Below are 20,291 nucleotides of genomic sequence, written 5' to 3'. Positions count from 1 at the left end.
GCCACTGCTCCTAAGATAGCAACCACTATCAAAGCCACCTTTGAGGTTATTTCAAACCTTTGGTATCTCACAAAAAAAGTATTTTTCTTTATGTTTTAAATCCCTTTTGGGATGGCGTTGATCAGAGATTTGGTGTAGTCGCTTTGTGGATGCGCATAAATCGCATCGGCTTCTCCGGTTTCTTCAAATTGCCCGTTGCGCATTACAAGCAGACGGTCTGAAATATATTTTACTACAGCCAGATCGTGAGAGATAAACAAATAGGTGAACTTATATTGTTCTTTTAAGGCGTTTAAAAGATTGAGTACTTGTGCCTGAACTGAAATATCCAAAGCTGAGACCGACTCATCACAAACAATGAATTTGGGTTTTACTGCGATAGTTCTCGCGATGCCTATACGTTGGCGCTGACCGCCACTAAACTCGTGCGGATAGCGATCATAATGTTCGGGAAGTAATCCTACCTGTTCCAGCAGTTTTAATGCCTCTGCTTTGCGCTCTTTTTTTGAAGCATAAAGTTTATGAACTTCCATAGCTTCGGTGATTGCTTGACCTACTGTTAGGCGTGGATTTAAAGAGGAATATGGATCTTGAAAAATAATTTGAATATCCCTACGCAGCTTCCGCAATTCAAGGGTTTTTAACTGCGTCAGGTCTTTCCCTTTGTAAAAAATATGACCAGAAGTTGCTTTGTCGAGCTGAAGAATCAAATTTCCTAGCGTTGATTTTCCGCAGCCGCTTTCGCCCACAAGTCCTAGAGTTTCTCCTTCATAAATTTTAAAACTTACATCATTTACAGCCTTAACGCTTTCGGTTTTTCCGAAGAATGAAACTTTAGTGTAATACTCTTTTTGAGCATTTTTTATTTCAAGCAAAGGCGTTTTGGCATAAATTTCTTGATGTTGCTTTGTACGCGTTGCTGTTGAAACCGGTGACGACGGCGGCGTTCCCTTTAAAAAATCTGCAACTGTAGGAAGTTTTTCCAGACGTTCTGTGGTTGAGGGTCTGGCGTAGATCAAAGCTTTGGTGTAATCTTCTTGAGGATTTTTAAAAATAGACGCCGAACTCCCACGCTCAACGATCTTCCCTTTATACATCACGATAACACGGTCTGCAATCTCGCTCACCAGAGAAAGATCGTGCGAAATAAACAGGATACTCATTCCTGTTTCCTTTTGAAGCTCTTTTAAGAGCAGAACAATTTCTTTTTGCACCGTTACATCAAGTGCGGTCGTAGGCTCGTCTGCGATGAGCAATTTAGGTTTACAGGCAATCGCCATTGCGATCATCACACGTTGTTTTTGACCGCCGCTTATTTCATGCGGATAAGCTTTAAAAACACTTTCCGGTCTTGGTAATTTTACCTGTTCAAAAAGCCTTAGTGTTTCAGTCTTGGCTTCTTGTGTGGATAGTTTTTTATGCCGTTGCAATATTTCGGTGACTTGTTTTCCGCAGCGCATCGAAGGATTGAGCGAACTCATAGGCTCTTGGAAAATCATCGAGATCGCGTTACCGCGTATTTCCTGAAGTTCTTGCGTAGAATAGTTGAGCAAATCTGCGCCCTCAAAAAGAATTTCTCCGGAAGAAATATCGACACTTTTTTGAGGTAACAAGCCTAAAACAGCAAGATTGGTTACTGATTTTCCCGAGCCTGATTCGCCTACGATTCCTACGATTTCATTAGCTAGAACATCAAAGCTAATGTCGTGTAAAACTGCATTAGTCGTGTTGCGGGATTTAAATCCCAGACTTAGATTTTTAACCGAAAGAAGTGCCGCTTGATTCACACTTTAAAAGTACAATTTATCTGAAGCAATCTAGACGGAAGTCACCTCGTTTTCTTGCAGCAATTGCTCGTTACGCAGACGCAGTACAATCTGTGCAACAGCAACCACGTCGCGCTCGCAATATTCTACAATGCGTTTGATATCGTTCTCCTTGTAAAAGACTTCACAGACCTGGCTGCCGTCGATATCGGTTTTAGGAGATGGAATATTTAAAATTTTGGTGAGTAATTTTAAGGAAGTATAGTGCTTATAATCACCAAATTTCCACAGTTCTAAGGTGTCCAAATGCGGAACTTCCCAGGGTTTCTTTCCAAATAGATCCAGCTTAAACGGAAGCTTTATTCCGTTAATGATCATTCTTCTCGCAATAAATGGAAAATCAAATTCTTTCCCATTATGGGCACAAAGTACGTGTTGCGGTTTATTGTAATGCTCAGACAACAACTTTTTAAATGCGAGCAGTTGTTGCTTTTCTTCCCCGTGAAATGAAGTGGTTCTAAAGCTTCGGCCTTGTTCTGTGTTGTGAAAATACCCCACAGAAATACAAACGATCTTGCCAAATTCTGCCCAGATTCCTGCCCGGTCATAAAAAGCTTCAGCGGTATATTCGTCCTTTCGTTGATATTCGGTTTTATCGGCGTAGAGTTGTTGTAATTCGGGATCCAAATCGCTGAAATGCTCGTGTTGCGGAACCGTTTCGATATCTAAAAAAAGAATGTTTTCAAGCTGAAGTCGGGAGATCATAGTCAATTCATTTTATAAGCTTCTTCAAGATAGGCGTCCATTTCATCGGGATAACCGGTCGCGTTGGTTTTACCGCGGCTGTGGCCCAGGCGCACGACAATAAGATCATCTTCAGGAATCACCATCACATACTGCCCCAAGTGCCCGCGCATCATAAAGACTTTCTTATCCTTAAAATCTTTCAGCCAAAATCCGTAGCCATAAGGTTCGCCTTCAAATCTGGGTGAGATCGATTTAGCCACAAAAGCTGAGTCTAGAATTTGTTTGCCATTCCATTCACCATAATCTTTATACAGTTTTCCTAAACGGGCGAAATCACGAGCGTTTGAGGCAATACAGCAATAGGCTTTGACAAGGCCGCCTTCTTCACTGTCTAATTGCCAAAGTGCATCTTGGTTGGCGCCCAGCGGTTTCCACAAGCTTTCAGAAAGATAATCGGCTAATTTTTTGCCGGTGGCGCGCTCTAAAACCATTGCGAGTAATTGGGTGTTTCCGCTGAGGTATTGATATCCGGTTCCGGGTTTTTCTTTCATTCCTAACCCCAGCATTACAGGCTCTAGATGATCATCAAAGTACGCACGCGTCGTAACAGAAAACGGACTGTAATACGACTCGTCCCAATTGAGTCCGCTAGCCATGGAGGCCAAATCCCCCACGGTCATTTGTGCTGCAGTTCCTTGGGAATATTCTGAAATAAAATCACCTACAGGCTGATCTAAACTTTTTATATAACCGTCTTTTATTGCTTTACCCAGCAATGCTGAAACATAGCTTTTGGCCATCGAAAAAGAATTGCTTTTGGAATTTTGACCAAAACCATCATAATAATCTTCAAAAACAATACTGTCGTTTTTGATCACCAAATACGCGATCGAACCAAACTCTTTATGAATCTGCATCAGTTCATCGCTCAACCTGTAATTGTTGTAGTTTTTAGCTTGTGGCCAGGGCTGAGCAGTTCCGGCTTCTATGGTGGTGTTGTCAAACTTTTTATAATCTTCAAGATACGCCGTGGTGTGGCCGGTGAAATATATGGTGCGCACGGCTTTGATCAAATAGTCATAATCAAACATATAAAGCGCAATGATGAGTACAAGAATCAGGCTTATTAAGCTTAAAAAGATGCGTTTGAGTATTTTCATAACTTAAAGATACCCAAAAAATTAAATGCTCAACGTTTAAAAAAGCGATTGCTGCGTCACCGGACTTTCGTGCTTCAGCAGCCATTTTTTCCGCCAGATGCCGCCTGCATAACCGGTCATCGACTGGTCGCTGCCAATGACGCGATGGCAAGGAATAATGATCGCAATAGGATTTTTACCATTTGCCGAAGCAGCTGCGCGAATGACTTTGGGGTCGCCCAGGTTTTTAGCCATTTGTAAATAGGAAGTGGTTTTTCCAAAAGGAATTTTGCTGAGTTCTTCCCAAACACGTTTTTGAAAATCGGTGCCTTGAGGATTCAGGTTGAGGTCAAAGTGAGTGCGATTGCCTTCAAAATATTCTTGGAGTTGGGATACAGCAGTAGTTAAAGCTTCCGGAATTTTTTCGCTCTGCGGAATTTCTTCGTCCATAAATGTTACCGCTGAAATTCCTTGGGTATCCCCAGTAATTTCAAGAGTTCCCAGCGGAGAAGCTATAAAGGACTGACTCATTCTGAAGGTTTGTCAGAATCCGGCATATCTTCGCGTTTGACATCCGTGTCGTGCTGCGGAGAAAGTTCGACGTTGGTTTTAGGTGTATTGACTTTTTCTAAAGGAATTCCCATACGTTTTGCGCGACGTTCCCAATTTTTACGCGCTTGCACCTGCATATCTTCAATAGTGTCGCTCTCATCCATAATTTCGAGACCTAGAAGGGTTTCGATAATATCTTCCATAGAAACGATACCTATCGTGTTTCCAAATTCGTCTGTAACCAATGCCAGATGATCTCTGCTTTTTACAAAGGTGTCAAAAAGTTGGGGGATGGGTTGGTTATCATTTACAATAAGAATATCGCGTTTGATATCGGCCAGCGTCTTCTCGCCGTGTTCTTCTACGATCTCTTCAAGAACATCATCTTTGAGAATAAAACCGGTGATGTTGTGTGATTTTTCTTCGTAAATCGGGATTCTGGAAAATTTCAAATGCGGATGTTGCTTCTGAAATTCTTTAAGCGTCATGCTTTGATCTTCGGTCACCACCACAGGAAACGGCGTCATCACGTCTTTTGCCATCACCGATTTGAAGACCAATAAATTCTTAATTACTGTGGTCTCATTATCTTCAAAAACCCCTTCTTTTTCGGCGGCATCGGTAAGCGCCATAAATTCTTCGCGGCTCATCGTTCCTACGTGTGCCGATTTACCTACCAATTTGGTCACTTGCATGAGAAGCCAAAGAATTCCGGTATACTTTAAAAGTACCAGAATGATCTTAAGGGCTTTTGCAGTGAAATTCCCCAGAGACTTCCAGTACGTTGCACCAATGGTTTTTGGGATAATTTCTGAAAGTACCAGGATGGCCAAGGTCATTACCGTAGAAACCAAACCAACAAAGTTAATCCCTAAAATATGAATATCGTAGCCGGACTCTGCCGCCATTTTACCGGCTTGATCGCCCACTAAAATCGCACCTACGGTATGCGCAATTGTATTTAAGGTAAGAATGGCGATAAGCGGCTTATCGATATCTTTCTTGAAATTGGCTAAAGTTTCGGCATAGGCTTTACCTTCCTTGGTTTTAATACGAATAAAACTAGGCGTGATACTTAGCAATACTGCTTCAAGAATAGAGCAGAGAAACGAGAAAAATATCGATATAAACGCAAATGCGATGAGTAAAGCCATTGGTTAGGTTTGATTTGTGATAAATATAATATAATTCAAAAACTCTTAGCCAAGGCTTAAGAAAAGCTTAGGGTCTAAACGTGTCAAAATCTAAAAATTTATATTACCAACCCGTGTATCTAGGTGGCTTTAAGTCGTTTAAATTAAGATAAACAATAAGCTGACCGCGATGGTGTGTCAAATGATCTTGAAGTAAATTCAGTATTTGAAGTTTAGATTTTTCACCAGCAAAAAAGTCGACTTTTTCTGTTAGCCTGCTTTCAGGATACGATTGTATCGTTTCATATATGAGATCGAATGCGTTCTGAAGATTTGCAATAATGCGCTTCTTTTCGTTCACATTTGTGCTAACCTCGGCCTCTTGTTTATCAAAATAAGTGGTTGATAACCATTCCATATTTTGATTTATGTGCTCAAGCTGTTCCCCAAAACTCATTTCTCGCTCGGTAGGTTTGTAACCGTAAAGTGAGTCGGGCATTTTTTCGGCGACAGCAATCAAATATTCTTTTGAATTTTGCCATTTTTCAAGCCAGGCTTGTTTAAAAAGACTTTCTTGAGCATTGGCTGAAGTGAATCCCATAGTCAAAACGATAAGTAATAGAATTTTGCGCATCTTTTAAGAAATCAATTTCACTACATCTTTTGCAAAATAGCTCGCGATAAGGTCTGCGCCGGCACGTTTGATCGCATAGGTTTGTTCAAGAACTACGGCGTCGTGATCAAGCCATCCTTTTTCGGCTGCAGCTTTGATCATCGCATATTCACCGCTTACTTGATATACAGAAACCGGAATATTCACTGCATTTTTAATATCGCGTACAATATCCAGATAACACAGACCCGGTTTTACCATTACAATGTCTGCGCCTTCATCAACGTCCATCATGGTTTCTTTGATGGCTTCTTCCCGGTTCGCGTAATCCATCTGATAGGTTTTTTTATCTTTTGGAACATCTTTAAGATCTACCGGAGCACTGTCGAGCGCATCTCTAAACGGACCGTAAAAAGCCGAAGCATATTTTGCCGAATAACTCATAATCCCAACATCGTGGTGTCCTTCATCTTCAAGAAGGGTGCGCATTTCAAAAATGCGACCATCCATCATATCGCTGGGCGCGATAAAGTCGGCACCGGCATTGGCGTGTGATAATCCCATTTCGGCAAGAACAGCACTCGAGTCATCGTTAATGATCTTTCCGCCGCCTACGATTCCGTCGTGACCAAAAGAAGAAAAGGGGTCAAGGGCCACATCGGTCATTACTACCATTTGCGGTTCGGTTTCCTTAACGGTTTTGATGGCGCGTTGCATCAATCCGTCTGGATTTAGCGCTTCGGTACCGGCGTTGTCTTTTAATTTATCGTCAACTTTCACAAAAAGCAAAACGCTTTTAAGACCCATTTTCCAAAGTTCTTTAATCTCTTTCTGAAGATTATCTAAACTCAAGCGGTAATAGCCCGGCATTAATGCGATTTCGTCTTTCACACCTTTTCCTTCAACCACAAAAAGTGGAACGATAAAATCATTGGGCGTTACTATAGTTTCACGTACCATAGCGCGTAAAGCTTCTGAAGTACGTAATCTGCGATTTCTTCTTAATGGGAACATAATATTCTGTATTTTACCTGCAAATTTACCACTATATTTTGAGCTTAAAGTCTGATTTTGCTATAACCCAGCATCTCAATTTTATATTTCCCTGGCGTTCGTATCAAGCTAAATTCCTCAAAGAATTTGACACTCATATCGATGACGATCACCTTCACGTCATTGCTCCTCCGGGATCTGGGAAAACAGTTTTGGGTTTGGAAATGATACGGAGAATAAACCGAAAAACTTTGGTGTTATGCCCTACGTTAACCATTAGAAACCAGTGGAATGATCGCTTGCAAAATTGTTTCCTTAAAGATGCTGAAGCGGTTGCTTGTTCGTACAACCTGAAAGAACCGGAAACGTTGACCTTTTCAACCTATCAATCGCTACACGCATTGTTTAAAAATGAAATGGATTCTTCAGCAGCGGCTTTAATAGATTTCTTTAAAGATCAAAATATTGGGCATATAGTTCTAGATGAAGCGCATCATCTCAAAAATGAGTGGTGGTTTCCGCTCTTTGAGCTTAAAAAGCTAGAAAACTGTATCTATACAAGTTTGACGGCAACACCTCCCTACGATAGTTCGCCTCGTGAATTGCGTAACTATTTTGATTTATGCGGTCCTGTAGATGTTGAAATCACCGTGCCAGAACTTGTTAAGGAAAAGAATCTTTGTCCGCATCAGGATTTTATTCATTTTTCACAACCTAGTCAGGAGCGCATCAAATACATTCAGGAATATCGTGAGAAATTGCGTCATTTTGTAAATGCACTTACGGTCAATTCAGCATTTATTGATCTTGTAAAAAGACATAGATTTTATAGCAAAACCGAACAATTTTTACCGGAAATCTACGAGAATGCAGAACGCTATTCTGCCCTTATTATTTTTCTAAATGCGTCGGGTGAAACGATCACTAAAGAGAAGCTTGAAGTTTTAGGGCTTGATGAAAAAGAACAGGAGCACATTCCAAATTTTTCATACGAATGGGTAGAGGTGCTTCTTCAGTATTATCTTATTGAGAATAGAGAGCAATATCTTGAAGATGAAGCTGTTCTAGCAAATCTAGAGAAAGAATTACGGCGCGTAGGAGGCTTAGATCAAAAGCGCGTTAATCTTATCGGAGAGCAACGGCTCTATAAATCGCTTTCTCAAAGTATTACTAAGCTTAATAGCATACGGGATATTGCCAAAGCAGAGCAAGAAGCACTAGGTGAATCCTTAAGAGCTGTGATTCTGTCAGATTATATACGAAAGGAATTTTTAGACCTAGCACCGAGTCAGATATCAACAATAAACAAGTTGGGTGTGATTCCCATTTTTCAGCATTTACGCTTTAATGGTGTCGCCGAAAAGGATATTGCCGTTCTAACAGGCTCACTCATTATCGTACACAGTTCGGTCATAGAGGTCTTAAGACCGTTATTGGCAGAAGATGAGCTTACTTGGGAACAGCTTGAACGATCTTCGTATTTGATCTTAAAACCAAGTTCGGCATCAAAAACAAAATTAATTGGAGTTCTTACAAATCTTTTTGAAGATGGCTTTATCAAGATATTGATCGGTACCAAATCTTTGCTGGGTGAAGGATGGGATTGCCCCGCCATCAATACGCTTATTCTTGCATCCTTTGTAGGCTCTTTTGTAATGTCTAATCAAATGCGAGGGCGAGCAATACGAGTCTCAGCCAAATCCCCAGAAAAGGTTGCATCAATTTGGCACTTGGCGTGTCTTGATCCTACAGCCGAAGGAGGAGGAGCAGATTATGAACTGTTGCAGCGTAGGTTTGAAGCTTTTTGTGGAGTTACTTTGACCGGCACTCCGGTTATAGAAAATGGAAGCGATAGACTTGATCTGGATGTAAAAGCGCATAACATAAGTGAATTAAATCGAGAGATGCTTCATTTGTCCAAAGATCGAAAAGAAGTTAAAGAACGATGGGAGCGGGCAATAGCGTTGGGCTCAATAATGGTAAACGAGTTAAAGCTCAACTTTGACGATAACAAAGCTTTTGCAATAAAAAGGAAGGTTGCTTACAACAGCACTGTAAAATATGCGGTGGTAGAAGTTGTATTGGTGCTTACCGTTATTCTTCCTGAATTGTTTTTAAGCTATTTACGTGTATTAATCGCCAAAGGTATTGTGCATTTTATAGTGGCAGTAGCTGCTGCCTTTAGCATAAGCCTTTTACCCAAGTTGTATAAAGCCACACGGCTGTATATGTTTTACGGCAGAATAGATAAGGAGATTGAAAGCATAGCCAAGGTGGTTTTCAATACTATGGTAAAACTCAAACATATACATACGAACTCCAGTCAAATTAAGATCGTAATTGAAGAACCAAAAGCAGGAATTTTAAATTGTTTTTTAAAAGGCGCTACCGAAAAGGAAGAAAAGCTATTTATTAAGTATTTGCAGGAAGTACTCGCTCCGATAGATAACCCGAGATATATTATTACGCAGGCCAATTGGTTTCGTGAAAAGTTAGGCTTTTCAAGTTATTTTGCCGTTCCTGAAATTTTCGCACAGCGAAAGAAAGAAGCTTCTGTTTTTTATGAAAATTGGAAGCTTCTTCTGGGAAAGTCAGCATTAATCTTTACCAGAAATCTAGAAGGTAGAAAACTACTTCTGAAAGCACGATTTAACGAACTGAAAAAAGACAGAAACGTTAAAACCAAACAAGCCACAATCTGGAAGTAGTCACATTCAAGACGCAGGTTACTTTTATGAGACAATATTATCAAGCCAAGTAAAGGCAACTAGCATAAATATAGTGGCAATTAATACCATGCCGATATCTGCTACTGCAAAAGGTCCTGCTAGACCTACCAAGAGAATAAGACTACCGTAGATCATTGCAAAATACCTGCTTTTTTTCTCTTCTCTTAAAAATGAACTAGGCAAGGGTACCATAGCACAAAGACTAGCAAGGCCAATGGCAGCAAAATAATCTATGCTTGTTGTATAAAATAGAATACCGGTTATCAAAGCAGTAGTAGCAAGAGCAACTATAGCAATTCCGCTATTTTTTTCCTGTTGGTCTAATAAAAACTTCCCGTTGCGGTCAAGGGAGAGGATTGCGTTTGAAATTGGGTCTATCATCCAGCTTCCCAGAGCAAATAATAAATAGGCTATGATCAGAGGAACTGCGAGTATTGAAAGTCCGGCAGCACCCAGTAGTTTCACCGAAAGACGATAAACTAAGTAAATGCCAATGATAAATATCCATTGATTTTTGCCTTGTTGTTTCGAAATCCAAAATGCATATTTTAAGTGCCAGCGGAAGATGAAGTTCTTTGCCTTCAATGCTGTACTCATTCCATTGCGGGCGTACTCATTATTTGGGTCAAGTTGCAAAGCCATTCTAAAATGTTCAATGGCTTTTTTGTGATCGCTATGCTCTAATGCAACCCATCCCACATTTGCGTGCGAATAACTGTCTTCAGGATTGTCGTATAGAATGTTTTCAACGGTTTCTCCAGCTTCTTCCTTACGGTCGAGTTTGGTTAAAATCTGTGCGCGCAGGTTAAGGCAATAGTTGTTTTTGGCATCAAGGGAAAGTCCGTGATTAGCCAGTTGAAGGGCTTCTTGGTATTTTTTTTTCTTTAGAAGTAGTCCTGCTTTAAAACCAAAATAATCGGCCTCTTCAGGATCCATTGAGATAGCTTCATCTACAAATTTGAGTGCATCCTTCTCTTCATCACGGTGATTGGCAATACGAGCTTTTATAAAGAAAACATCTGGCTGATTAGGATCTTCAGCTAAAAGTTCCGATGATAATGAAGCTGCACGGTCGTATTGTTCTAGATTGTAGAAACAAAGCATCATATAATATCGTGCTGTAAAATCTGTTGGGCTTTCACCTAGTTGCTTTACGGCCTCTTCATAACGCCCCAGTTCAAATAAAGTGATGCCTCTGTCTAATGCTGTAGCCATTATTTTTTAATATTTAAAAAGTTCAAAACATCGTCATAGAGTCCGGCATCATTAGCATATAGGGCATAGTTTTTTGCTGAAGAAAACCATTCTTTAGTACTGGGTTTTACTTTTTTGATAGCTTTTAGTAAGTCTTTTGATTTTAAGGGCGCCGGAATGCCTGCTTCAAAAGATTTCTCTAGTTTTTCTTCAATAGCGACATCTATTACTGCCTGAATATCTGCACCCGAAAAATTTTTAGATGCTTTTGCTAAGCTTTTGTAATCGATGTGTTCTACAGGTTTGTTGTTGAGGTGAATTTTAAAAATACTTTCACGTGCAGGCTCATCCGGAGGAGAAACAAAAATAATTCGATCAAATCTTCCCGGTCTTCTAAACGCAGGGTCGAGGTGCCAGGGAGCGTTGGTGGCTCCTAAAACTAAAATCCCGTCATTGTCTGAATCAACACCGTCTAACTCGGATAAAAACTGATTGATAACCGAGCGTCCAGCCGACTTGTTCATGTCATTTCGATTGGCTCCTAATGCGTCAATCTCATCAATAAATATCACGCAAGGTTTATTGGCTCGTGCAGTTTCAAAAATCTCATGCAGGTTGCGTTCAGAACTTCCAATCCACATATCAAGAATTTCGTTGATACCAACATTTATAAAGTCGGCATTAATTTGTCCGGCAGTTGCTTTTGCCAGGTGCGTTTTACCGCAACCCGGAGGGCCGTATAACAAAATACCACCACCTATTTTTTTGCCATAGGCTTTGTAAATATCCTGATGTTGCAGAGGCTTAATGATCTTGAGATCTATTTCGCGTTTTATATGTTCCATACCGCCTACATCCTCAAAACCTACCTCTGGCTTTTCGATAAAACTTAGGGCATCTTCGTCTGTAAAAGCCGAATCTTTTGAGGTTGAGGTGTGCTTGAGTTTTTCATCAAAATCTGCATTGTTATAGCGTTCATCAAGACTTAAAATTTCCTGATAGGTTTGTTGCGCATCATTTAGTTCATCTTGATTGATGTAGCAATAGCACAGAAGCTCAAGTGCATCTATTGATTTATACTGATTTAGAATTTCTTCAAGGAGTAACTCGGCTGCGCCATATTTTTCCTGCTGGTAAAAGCATTTGGCAAGATTATACTTTGCTTCTTGGTGCTTAGGCTCTTTACTCAAAATAAACAGGAGATGCTCTTCTGCTTCCTGCGTGTTTCCATTTTGTAAATAAAGCTTGGCGATTTGTAACCGCAGTGGGATATTATCTGGAGAAAACTTTAAGGCTTCTAATAAACTTTCTATCATACGGGTAAGATAATTAATGTTTTAAACCCAATCCTTGGGATTTTCCAAAACGGCTACTAACTCAGCCTCGGGGCTTCCCGGCTCGGGATGATGATCGTAGCGCCATTGTACCGCCGGCGGAAGACTCATCAAAATACTTTCAATTCTTCCGTTAGTTTTTAAACCGAAAAGTGTGCCTTTATCGTGCACTAGATTAAATTCTACATAACGACCACGACGCACTTCTTGCCAATTGCGCTCTTTTTCGCCGTAGGCTAGATCTTTTCGCTTTTCTAAAATAGGAGCGTAGGCCGTGAGAAAACTATCACCAACCTCTGTTACGAAGTTATACCAGTCTTGCATCGAGCGATCATCTGTAGCTTTGAGGTAATCAAAAAATAAACCGCCAAGACCACGAGCTTCTCCCCGATGGGCGTTGTAGAAATACTCATCACAGCGCATTTTATACTGCGGGTAAAACTCCGGATCGTGCTTATCGCAAGCCGTTTTACACGTCTGGTGAAAATGCTGCGCATCTTCTTCAAAAAGATAATAAGGAGTCAGGTCTTGCCCACCACCAAACCAAGAATCGACCAGGTTTCCGGCTTTATCGAGCATTTCAAAATACCGCCAATTGGCGTGTACCGTTGGAGCATACGGGTTTTTAGGATGAATGACGAGACTAAGACCACAGGCAAAAAAATCTACATCGCCTACATTAAAATACTGTTGCATCGCCGGGGCTAATGGACCGTGCACTTCAGAGATATTAACGCCGCCTTTCTCAATCACATTTCCGTTTTCGATCACGCGGGTTCTGCCACCACCGCCTTCAGCACGTTTCCATAGGTCTTCTTTAAAAGTTGCCTTGCCATCTATAGCTTCAAGTTTTGAAGTGATCTGGTCTTGTAAGTTTTTGATGTAGCTTACAAACTGCTCTCTCATTCCTTATTTTTTTAATATGTAAAGCTCCATATCCTGAGCTTTCCCTTGTAAGGGTTTGAATTCGTTTTCTAACGTACTGTGCCAGGTAAAACCATTGCGTTCTGCAACGAGAATACTCTTTTCATTACTGCTGTGGGTAATGATTTTATACGTTCGTATTTGATGATTGATGTATCCAAAATCTGCAACTTGCTTTACGGCTTGCGACACCCACCCGCGTCCTCTAAAACGTTTGGCTATACAATAGGCGATCTCTCCCTCGTGATGCTCGTGGTCTACTTCTTTAAGAATGACCAAGCCTGCCAGTTCCGGGTGAATTGCCGTGTGTAAACCAAAATAAAAAGCCGATTTACATTCAGCCATGTTTAGCGTTTCCTCGATCAAGGCTTTAGAAGCTTTGATCGTTTTGGTTTGTTTATACGTCTGCGGAAAATACGTTTTAAAAGAATCTTTATTCTCTTTAAATAAGGTGTACAAGGCTTTGGCATCTTCGGTTGCCAGCAGTCTCAATTCAAATTCTGGTGCTTCACTCATGATTTTTTTGGTCTAAAAGTTCAAGCGTTGTTTTGCTTGCGGCCGTAACCGAAATGGGCAAAACCAAAATAATCCCGATAACGGGAATCAATAAAAACAGCATAAAAACGATACCGTTGCCTATCGCAAAACCGCGATGGGCTTTTACAAAGTTAATGCTTTCGCGATAGCGAAAATGGCGTTCCAGCGTATAATCCATATTTCCAAATCCGGCATAATACGCCTGAATCAGGAAGAGGCTTGCGGTTGCTAAAATTCCAACAACGGGAATCAGACTCAGCAACAATAGCGGAATGCTCAAAAGCAGTTCCCAAGCAAGATTACGTACGTTGATTTTGATTCCGCGTACGAGCTGGCCTGCATTTGAGGTATCGCGGTGTTGATGAACGCCTGCATATAAATGTGCCTCGATCTTTTCTGAAACCGGACTCATAAACGGCGCCGAAAATGCCATAATAATATGTTTATAAGTGATGAGTCCCAAAGCGATTATGATAAGTGCCCCGGCGATATCGCTAAGCGTACGCACGGTTGTTGCACCCCATTCCCAAACCCAAAGCTTTGCGATAAAAGCGCCCAAATTATCAGAAAAGCCGTAAGCGCTAAAGCCTATGATCAAAGCTGTTATGAAGCTAATAAGCATAGGAACTGCGAAGTATTTCCAAAGTTTGAGCTTACCTATCAACGGCAGCGCTTCTTTGTAAGCAAAAAGTCCAGATAGTAGTGCTTTGATCATTACTTTGAAAGATAAATCAATTTATTGGGATACGCTTCTGCATCTTTTGCATTGCGTATTTGAACTGCATTTTTAGCTGCTTCCCGTAAAAACGCAACCGCTTCTTCTTGCGGTTTGGCAGCAAAAAGCCGCAGCGCTTGAATGCCAAAACTATTATTATGCAAGTCCATCGTTCTGTCTGCTTTTCGATTTACAAAAAGCTGCTCGTGCAAATCTGTAAATTGTTTTGCCCAGTTTTGCGCCTCTTTCAGGCTTCCTGTTTTTTGATAAACCGCCTGACCCAATAAAACAGTCCACAGTGCGTGTCTAAATGCATTTGCAGGATTGCTTTTATGATGCTTGTCTCCGTAATGCGTTGTGGCAATTTGTAATGCTTTTTTTGAAGCCCGCGCTGTTAAAAAAGCATACTCGGGATTTTTTAGGAATAAGCGAGCCAATTTGAAAAGCTGAGGCAAGCTCAGTGCCTTTAAACGGGCTCGAATGCTCATCGTTCTGCTTTGTACTCTTTTACGGCTTCAATAAACGCACCGGCATTTTCCAGCGGAATATTCGGTAGAATACCGTGACCTAAATTCACAATGTATTTGTCTTTTCCAAAAGCGTCGATCATTTCGGTAACCATACGTTTGATTTCCGCCGGAGGCGAAAACAAGCGTGTCGGGTCAAAGTTTCCTTGAAGCGTAATGTTTCCACCGGTTAAGTAGCGTGCATTTCGTGGGCTGCAGGTCCAATCTACACCTAAGGCTGAAGCGCCACTTTTGGCCATTTCGCCCAGCGCAAACCAACAGCCTTTTCCAAAAGCGATCACCGGAATTTCTTCTTTTAAAGCATCAATGATCTGCTGAATGTATTGCCAACTGAATTCTTGATAATCCACGGGAGAAAGCATTCCGCCCCAGCTGTCAAAAACCTGAACGGCATTCACTCCGGCTTTTACCTTTTCTTTCAAATATAAAATTGTGGTATCTGTGATTTTCTGAAGCAGCGCGTGTGCAGCTTCGGGCTGGGTAAAGCAAAATTCTTTTGCGATATCAAAGTTTTTTGAACCTTGACCTTGCACGCAATAGCATAAGATCGTCCACGGACTACCGGCAAAACCTATTAACGGAATTTCGTCGTTGAGTTTCTCCTTAGTCATTTTGATGGCGTCCATCACATAACCCAGCGTGTCATTAATATCTGGTACGATCACACGCTTTAGATCTTTGTGAGAGCGAATAGGATCTGGCAACCACGGCCCGATGCCCGGTTTCATCTCTACATGAATATTCATCGCCTGCGGAATCACCAAAATATCACTGAATAAAATCGCGGCGTCCATCCCATAACGGCGTATGGGTTGCACAGTGATCTCACTGGCAAGCTCTGGAGTTTGGCAACGAGTAAAGAAATCATATTTGGCTTTGATCTCTTGAAATTCGGGTAAATAACGTCCCGCTTGACGCATCATCCACACCGGAGGGCGCTCTACCGTTTCTCCTTTTAATGCTCTTAAAAATAAATCGTTCTTGATCATAATAGTTTCTTGTCGTCTCGAGCGCACCCGAGGTTAGTTTAAAGCCTTTACCGCCCGCGCAATAACACTCTCGATGGTAGTGGCATTGGCAACGGTAACGTTTTGGGTATGTTGTTGAACTTCGGCAGCGGTGGTGTTACCAATGCAAACCGAAAGCATATTCTTAAAATTATTTACAGCCGAAAAACTTTGTACTCCAGACGGACTGAAAAAAAGAACGGCGTCAAATTCCTGTTTAAATTCTTTCGTATTGAGCTGTGTTTTATAGCAAACGATTTCCTCAAAAGGCACTTGATTTTTAGTCAAATGTTCCGGAAGTTCGTTTCTTCTTATTGTGCTGCAAAAGAAGGAAAAATGCTCATTTTGATAGTTTTTCACGATGAAATCGGCTAAATCTGCTGCGTTTTGTGCGGTTTTCACCACATTCAAGCCTTTTTTCATTAAGGAGCTTTCGGTCTTAGAACCTACACAAAAACAGCTGAACGTTTCGGTATTCAAATCGGGTTGCATCTTTAAAAAAGCCTGAACCCCATTTTTACTCGTGAAAATCAGATTTTCTAAATTCTTCGGAAATTCAACATCCAGAAATTCAATGTGGATCGCATCGTATTCAACCACCGAAAAACCAGCACCCAAGATCAAATTCTTCTGGGCAGAAGTGAGTTTTTTAGTGGAAAGGATGCTTTTTCCCTCACCCCCGGCCCCTCTCCCGAGGGAGAGGGGAGCGGAACGATTCACTTTAGAACTTTTATATTCTGCAATTGTATCTGTAATAACCTTAGGTTCTTTTAAGACTGTTGTGTTTGAAAAACGCAGTACCTTGTAACCAAGGGCTTTCAAATGTAAATCTCTTATTTCATCCTTTTCCTTTTGCTCCGGATGATTATGATAACCACCATCCAACTCGATGACTAGTTTTAATTCATAACAGAAAAAATCAACGATGTAACCTTTTAAAGGATGTTGCCTTCTAAATTTTAGTCCGTTTATTTTACGATCACGAAGCAATTCCCAAAGCACCTTTTCTACTTCGGTTGAGTCTTGTCTAAGCAAGCGCGCAAGTTTTATGTGATTGCTTCTTTTCATAAGGGCTTCCTTCTCCTTTGGGAGAAGGATTGAGGATGAGAGGTTTTAAAGTTCTTTCTTAATAGCTTCCATCAATTCGCGGCCGCCTTCTTCCAAAATTTTTAAAGCACACAGCGCACCAAAATCCAGACATTCTGATACCGGAATACTTTCTTTGATCTCTAATTTTTGAGTTCCATCCAGACTGAAAAGCGCTCCGTGAAAATGAATATGGTCGTCTTCAATTTTTGCGATCGCGCCAATAGGAGCAGTACAACCTCCTTCTAATTTCCGAAGAAATTCGCGCTCTACTTTTGTGGTTAGCGCTGCATCAGCATCATTGAGTTTTGCACAAGCTTCTTTGCAAAAGGCATCATTATCCATTACTGCGATCACCATTGCACCTTGCGCCGGAGCAGGAATCATCCAGTCTAAAACTTCGTGATTTTCGGGCTTCAAGTTAATGCGTTCTAAACCTGCTTTTGCAAACACAGCTCCCGCCCAATCATTATCGGCTACTTTTTGAAGGCGTGTGTTCACGTTTCCGCGTAGATCAACTACCTGGTGCTTTGGGTATTTGTTAAGCCATTGCGCTTTGCGGCGTAAACTTCCCGTAGCAATGGTAACAGATTTAGTAAAATCTGTAGCGTTTTTATCTTTTTTAAAGACAAAAATATCTTCGGTAGCAGCGCGAGGTAAAACCGCACCTTGCACAATACCGTTTGGAAGTTGTGTAGGAACATCTTTCATAGAATGCACCGCGATATCTACATCGCCATTGATCATTGCAACATCTAAAGTCTTGGTGAAAATACCGGTGATTCCTAGTTCATAAAGCGGTTTGTCAAGGATAAGATCTCCGGTTGATTTAACTGAAATCAACTCGGTTTTATAACCTAAGTTTTCCAATTGATCCTGTACGGTATGTGCCTGCCAGAGCGCTAACTCGCTGTCGCGGGTACCTATGCGTATGGTTTTTGCCAAAGCTTAGTAGTTTTGAAGTTTGAACACTTTTTGAATCAACTCAAGACTTTCGGTAGTAGAAAAGTCTTCAGTTTTTAAGTGTTTTGCAAACTGAGTAGTAATTTTTTGAATGATGCGCTCGCTTATGATTTCGGCTTGTTCTTCATTAAAGCCATCGATCTTTTTGCGCTGGTTGTCAATCTCGCCATCTTTAAAATCGGCCAACTTCAATTTAAGCGCTTTAATTGTGGGTGCAAATTGACGCGTGGTCAACCACTCGTAAAATTCATCTTGAATTTCGGTAATGATTGCTTGCGCTTGCGGCAATTGTTTTTTGCGGCGGTTGAGCGTATCGTTGGTAATTTTTGAAAGTTGATCCAGATGCACAAGACTTACGCCTTCAACCTCTTCAACATTCTCATTCACGTTTTTAGGAATACTAAGGTCGAGAATAAGCAAAGGCTTTTTAAGGTACAAAAGCTCTTTAGAAATGGTAGGTTTTTGTGCGCCGGTGGCAACGATCAAGACATCGGTTTGTGCGATTTCAGACTGAATGTCTGCGTAATCTTTTACAATAAGATTAAATTTCCCCGCGATGCGTTCTGCCTTGTCTTTGGTGCGGTTGATGAGCGTGATGTGATCGTTTTTGGTGTGTTTTACCAAGTTTTCACAGGTATTGCGCCCAATTTTACCGGTTCCGAAAAGGAGAATATTCTTTTCTGAAATAAAAGGAACACGCGATAAAATATATTGAACCGAAGCAAAACTTACTGAAGTTGCTCCGCTAGAAATATTGGTTTCATTTTTTATGCGCTTACTCGCCTGAATCACGGCATTGATCAAACGCTCCATAAACGGATTGACCAGATTGAGCTTTTTAGCGCGCTTGAAACCACTTTTCAACTGACTTATAATTTCAAAATCTCCTAGAATCTGACTGTCAAGACCGGTGCCTACTTTAAAAAGATGCTCAACGGCTTGCTCATTTTTATACTCATAAGAAACCGCTTTAAATTCTTCGATCGTCCCACGCGTATGCTCGCAAAGTAATTTGATGAGATCTAAAGGTTCGTGAGCAAAACCATACAATTCGGTACGGTTACAGGTAGAAATGATACTCAGGCCTTCAATACCTTCCTCGTGAGCGCGCTTTAAAATCGCTTCTTGAATGGTACTGTCAACACTAAAATGCCCGCGCGTCTCAGCATCTGCTTTTAAATAGCTTAAGCCAATGGCGAAAAAATCACCGGGATAAGCCGGATAAAAATGTCGTTTGCCGTTTGTATTCATAAGTTCGGGTGCAAATGTATTTCGAGAATAACTCAAAAAATAACGCTAGAGGTATGATTTTTAACGATGACCGAATAAAAGCGGGTATTTTTCAGTAAAATGCTGAAAATAGGCTAATTTAGTGAAGTATTCAAAAGCTGAATGTTGGCTTTTGTTTAGAATAAATCTAAATAAATATCATTTTTCCGGTTATGGAAACTTTAAAAAATATCGCTACAGGTTTGTATCGAGAAACCACTATTGAAGAAGGTTTTTTCATCTTAAAATTCAATAATGAAACCGCTGAAAAACAGCTCGTAACCCGAGAGGTAGACAGTAGTTTTATCCAATTTCATTTTTGTGCAAAGGGTAATTCGGTCTTTCAATTTAATGAAGGAAATTATAAACTTCCGCTAGGAGAAGAGCATTCTTTATTGCTTTATAATCCGCAACGGGACTTGCCAATCAATTTGGAGATCGCTCCCGAGACTTGGGTGATTTCGGTGTTTATTTCTATAAAGAAATTCCATTCGCTATTTTCAAGAGAAGCCGATTTTATTACCTTTTTAAGTGATGAAAATCGAGACCGAAAATATTACAAAGACGGTTTGATCTCACCTTCGATGGCAATTGTGCTCAATCAATTGATGAACTACAACCTGCATCCATCGGTAAAAGCTTTGTATTTTAAAGGGAAAGCCTATGAGTTGCTTAGCTTGTATTTTAACCGTCCTTCTGAAGCTGATGTTGAGCAGTGTCCGTTTCTGGTTGATGAAGATAATGTAGCCAAGATCAAACGCGCTAAAGACATCGTGATCGCTCGAATGGCCGAGCCGCCATCGCTGCAGGAACTCGCCGATGAGATCAACCTTAGCCTCAACAAACTCAAAGAAGGTTTTAAGCAGATCTATGGGGATTCGGTCTATAGTTTTTTGTTTGATTATAAGATGGAAGTTGCCCGCCAATTGCTGGCAAGCGGATCGCATAATGTAAATGAAGTAGGGCTGAGAATTGGCTACAGTACCGCAAGTCATTTTATCGCGGCTTTTAAAAAACAATACGGGACTACGCCTAAAAAATACATTCAATCACTTAGTTAATT

19 protein-coding genes are annotated in these 20,291 nt (G+C 40.8%); 2 read left to right on the top strand and 17 right to left on the bottom strand.

The features are described from left to right. Positions 1-95: 95 nt before the first annotated feature. The 7 genes from WA338_RS10180 to hemB form a co-directional block, all read right to left on the bottom strand. Positions 96-1,787, bottom strand: a complete 1,692-nt coding sequence (locus WA338_RS10180; RefSeq protein ID WP_272985975.1) for an ABC transporter ATP-binding protein — start codon at positions 1,785-1,787, stop codon at positions 96-98. Between the two features lie 30 nt (positions 1,788-1,817). Then, positions 1,818-2,531, bottom strand: coding sequence for a 3'-5' exonuclease (locus tag WA338_RS10175; protein WP_009781933.1), 714 nt, complete (start codon positions 2,529-2,531; stop codon positions 1,818-1,820). A gap of 2 nt (positions 2,532-2,533) precedes the next feature. Beyond that, positions 2,534-3,673, bottom strand: a complete 1,140-nt coding sequence (locus WA338_RS10170) for a serine hydrolase domain-containing protein (protein WP_336093261.1) — start codon at positions 3,671-3,673, stop codon at positions 2,534-2,536. Between the two features lie 36 nt (positions 3,674-3,709). After that, complete coding sequence (locus WA338_RS10165; protein WP_336093259.1) at positions 3,710-4,183, bottom strand: methylated-DNA--[protein]-cysteine S-methyltransferase; 474 nt, start codon at positions 4,181-4,183, stop codon at positions 3,710-3,712. Beyond that, positions 4,180-5,358, bottom strand: coding sequence for a CNNM domain-containing protein (locus WA338_RS10160; RefSeq protein WP_336093257.1), 1,179 nt, complete (start codon positions 5,356-5,358; stop codon positions 4,180-4,182). Before WA338_RS10160 ends, WA338_RS10165 begins: the two co-directional genes overlap by 4 nt. 103 nt (positions 5,359-5,461) lie before the next feature. After that, positions 5,462-5,971 carry a DinB family protein gene (locus tag WA338_RS10155; protein ID WP_336093255.1) on the bottom strand — a complete coding sequence of 170 codons (510 nt, stop codon included), beginning with the start codon at positions 5,969-5,971 and terminating at the stop codon, positions 5,462-5,464. 3 nt (positions 5,972-5,974) lie between these two features. Beyond that, the gene (gene hemB, locus WA338_RS10150) at positions 5,975-6,964 is read right to left on the bottom strand and encodes a porphobilinogen synthase (protein ID WP_272985971.1); all 990 of its coding nucleotides are present in this window, start codon (positions 6,962-6,964) and stop codon (positions 5,975-5,977) included. A 38-nt stretch (positions 6,965-7,002) separates the two neighbouring features. Here hemB and WA338_RS10145 point away from each other — a divergent pair, with 38 nt between their 5' ends. After that, entirely contained in the window at positions 7,003-9,651 is a 2,649-nt protein-coding gene (locus WA338_RS10145; RefSeq protein WP_272985970.1) for a DEAD/DEAH box helicase family protein, read from the top strand. Between the two features lie 24 nt (positions 9,652-9,675). Here WA338_RS10145 and WA338_RS10140 read toward each other — a convergent pair whose 3' ends face one another. From WA338_RS10140 to hemA, 10 genes are read right to left on the bottom strand one after another with little or no spacing between them, the layout of a single operon-like run. After that, complete coding sequence (locus WA338_RS10140) at positions 9,676-10,887, bottom strand: tetratricopeptide repeat protein (protein WP_272985969.1); 1,212 nt, start codon at positions 10,885-10,887, stop codon at positions 9,676-9,678. After that, entirely contained in the window at positions 10,887-12,182 is a 1,296-nt protein-coding gene (locus WA338_RS10135; RefSeq protein ID WP_272985968.1) for an AAA family ATPase, read from the bottom strand. The genes WA338_RS10140 and WA338_RS10135 overlap by 1 nt, the downstream gene beginning before the upstream one ends. Positions 12,183-12,203: 21 nt before the next feature. Beyond that, positions 12,204-13,106 (bottom strand): oxygen-dependent coproporphyrinogen oxidase, encoded by a 903-nt coding sequence (hemF, locus tag WA338_RS10130; protein ID WP_336093251.1) that lies wholly within the window; start codon positions 13,104-13,106, stop codon positions 12,204-12,206. Positions 13,107-13,109: 3 nt separating this feature from the next. Beyond that, on the bottom strand, positions 13,110-13,640 hold the full coding sequence (locus WA338_RS10125) for a GNAT family N-acetyltransferase (RefSeq protein WP_336093249.1): 531 nt from the start codon (positions 13,638-13,640) through the stop codon (positions 13,110-13,112). Further along, entirely contained in the window at positions 13,633-14,376 is a 744-nt protein-coding gene (locus tag WA338_RS10120; protein ID WP_336093247.1) for an EI24 domain-containing protein, read from the bottom strand. The genes WA338_RS10125 and WA338_RS10120 overlap by 8 nt, the downstream gene beginning before the upstream one ends. Then, positions 14,376-14,864, bottom strand: coding sequence for a DUF6973 domain-containing protein (locus WA338_RS10115; protein WP_336093245.1), 489 nt, complete (start codon positions 14,862-14,864; stop codon positions 14,376-14,378). The genes WA338_RS10120 and WA338_RS10115 overlap by 1 nt, the downstream gene beginning before the upstream one ends. Beyond that, positions 14,861-15,892 carry a uroporphyrinogen decarboxylase gene (gene hemE / locus WA338_RS10110; RefSeq protein WP_336093243.1) on the bottom strand — a complete coding sequence of 344 codons (1,032 nt, stop codon included), beginning with the start codon at positions 15,890-15,892 and terminating at the stop codon, positions 14,861-14,863. The genes WA338_RS10115 and hemE overlap by 4 nt, the downstream gene beginning before the upstream one ends. Positions 15,893-15,925: 33 nt before the next feature. Further along, positions 15,926-16,978 (bottom strand): DUF559 domain-containing protein, encoded by a 1,053-nt coding sequence (locus tag WA338_RS10105; protein WP_336093241.1) that lies wholly within the window; start codon positions 16,976-16,978, stop codon positions 15,926-15,928. A gap of 45 nt (positions 16,979-17,023) precedes the next feature. After that, entirely contained in the window at positions 17,024-17,941 is a 918-nt protein-coding gene (hemC, locus tag WA338_RS10100) for a hydroxymethylbilane synthase (protein ID WP_009781921.1), read from the bottom strand. Between the two features lie 3 nt (positions 17,942-17,944). After that, complete coding sequence (gene hemA / locus WA338_RS10095; protein ID WP_009781920.1) at positions 17,945-19,210, bottom strand: glutamyl-tRNA reductase; 1,266 nt, start codon at positions 19,208-19,210, stop codon at positions 17,945-17,947. A gap of 191 nt (positions 19,211-19,401) precedes the next feature. Here hemA and WA338_RS10090 point away from each other — a divergent pair, with 191 nt between their 5' ends. Beyond that, positions 19,402-20,289 carry a helix-turn-helix transcriptional regulator gene (locus WA338_RS10090; protein WP_009781919.1) on the top strand — a complete coding sequence of 296 codons (888 nt, stop codon included), beginning with the start codon at positions 19,402-19,404 and terminating at the stop codon, positions 20,287-20,289. Positions 20,290-20,291: the final 2 nt, after the last annotated feature.

It is taken from the genome of Leeuwenhoekiella sp. CH_XMU1409-2 (genome assembly GCF_037029365.1).
Taxonomy (GTDB): domain Bacteria; phylum Bacteroidota; class Bacteroidia; order Flavobacteriales; family Flavobacteriaceae; genus Leeuwenhoekiella; species Leeuwenhoekiella blandensis.
The sequence above is the reverse complement of the archived record's forward strand: the minus strand, read 5'-3'. Positions and strand labels throughout refer to the sequence as shown.

Coding starts and splice junctions, on each gene's coding strand:
- WA338_RS10135 (WP_272985968.1), bottom strand. CDS start 12,182: ATGATAGAAAGTTTATTAGAAGCCTTAAAGTTTTCTCCAGATAATATC.
- WA338_RS10125 (WP_336093249.1), bottom strand. CDS start 13,640: ATGAGTGAAGCACCAGAATTTGAATTGAGACTGCTGGCAACCGAAGAT.
- WA338_RS10170 (WP_336093261.1), bottom strand. CDS start 3,673: ATGAAAATACTCAAACGCATCTTTTTAAGCTTAATAAGCCTGATTCTT.
- hemA (WP_009781920.1), bottom strand. CDS start 19,210: ATGAATACAAACGGCAAACGACATTTTTATCCGGCTTATCCCGGTGAT.
- hemE (WP_336093243.1), bottom strand. CDS start 15,892: ATGATCAAGAACGATTTATTTTTAAGAGCATTAAAAGGAGAAACGGTA.
- WA338_RS10140 (WP_272985969.1), bottom strand. CDS start 10,887: ATGGCTACAGCATTAGACAGAGGCATCACTTTATTTGAACTGGGGCGT.
- WA338_RS10105 (WP_336093241.1), bottom strand. CDS start 16,978: ATGAAAAGAAGCAATCACATAAAACTTGCGCGCTTGCTTAGACAAGAC.
- hemF (WP_336093251.1), bottom strand. CDS start 13,106: ATGAGAGAGCAGTTTGTAAGCTACATCAAAAACTTACAAGACCAGATC.
- WA338_RS10155 (WP_336093255.1), bottom strand. CDS start 5,971: ATGCGCAAAATTCTATTACTTATCGTTTTGACTATGGGATTCACTTCA.
- WA338_RS10160 (WP_336093257.1), bottom strand. CDS start 5,358: ATGGCTTTACTCATCGCATTTGCGTTTATATCGATATTTTTCTCGTTT.
- WA338_RS10115 (WP_336093245.1), bottom strand. CDS start 14,864: ATGAGCATTCGAGCCCGTTTAAAGGCACTGAGCTTGCCTCAGCTTTTC.
- WA338_RS10165 (WP_336093259.1), bottom strand. CDS start 4,183: ATGAGTCAGTCCTTTATAGCTTCTCCGCTGGGAACTCTTGAAATTACT.
- WA338_RS10175 (WP_009781933.1), bottom strand. CDS start 2,531: ATGATCTCCCGACTTCAGCTTGAAAACATTCTTTTTTTAGATATCGAA.
- hemB (WP_272985971.1), bottom strand. CDS start 6,964: ATGTTCCCATTAAGAAGAAATCGCAGATTACGTACTTCAGAAGCTTTA.
- WA338_RS10120 (WP_336093247.1), bottom strand. CDS start 14,376: ATGATCAAAGCACTACTATCTGGACTTTTTGCTTACAAAGAAGCGCTG.
- WA338_RS10090 (WP_009781919.1), top strand. CDS start 19,402: ATGGAAACTTTAAAAAATATCGCTACAGGTTTGTATCGAGAAACCACT.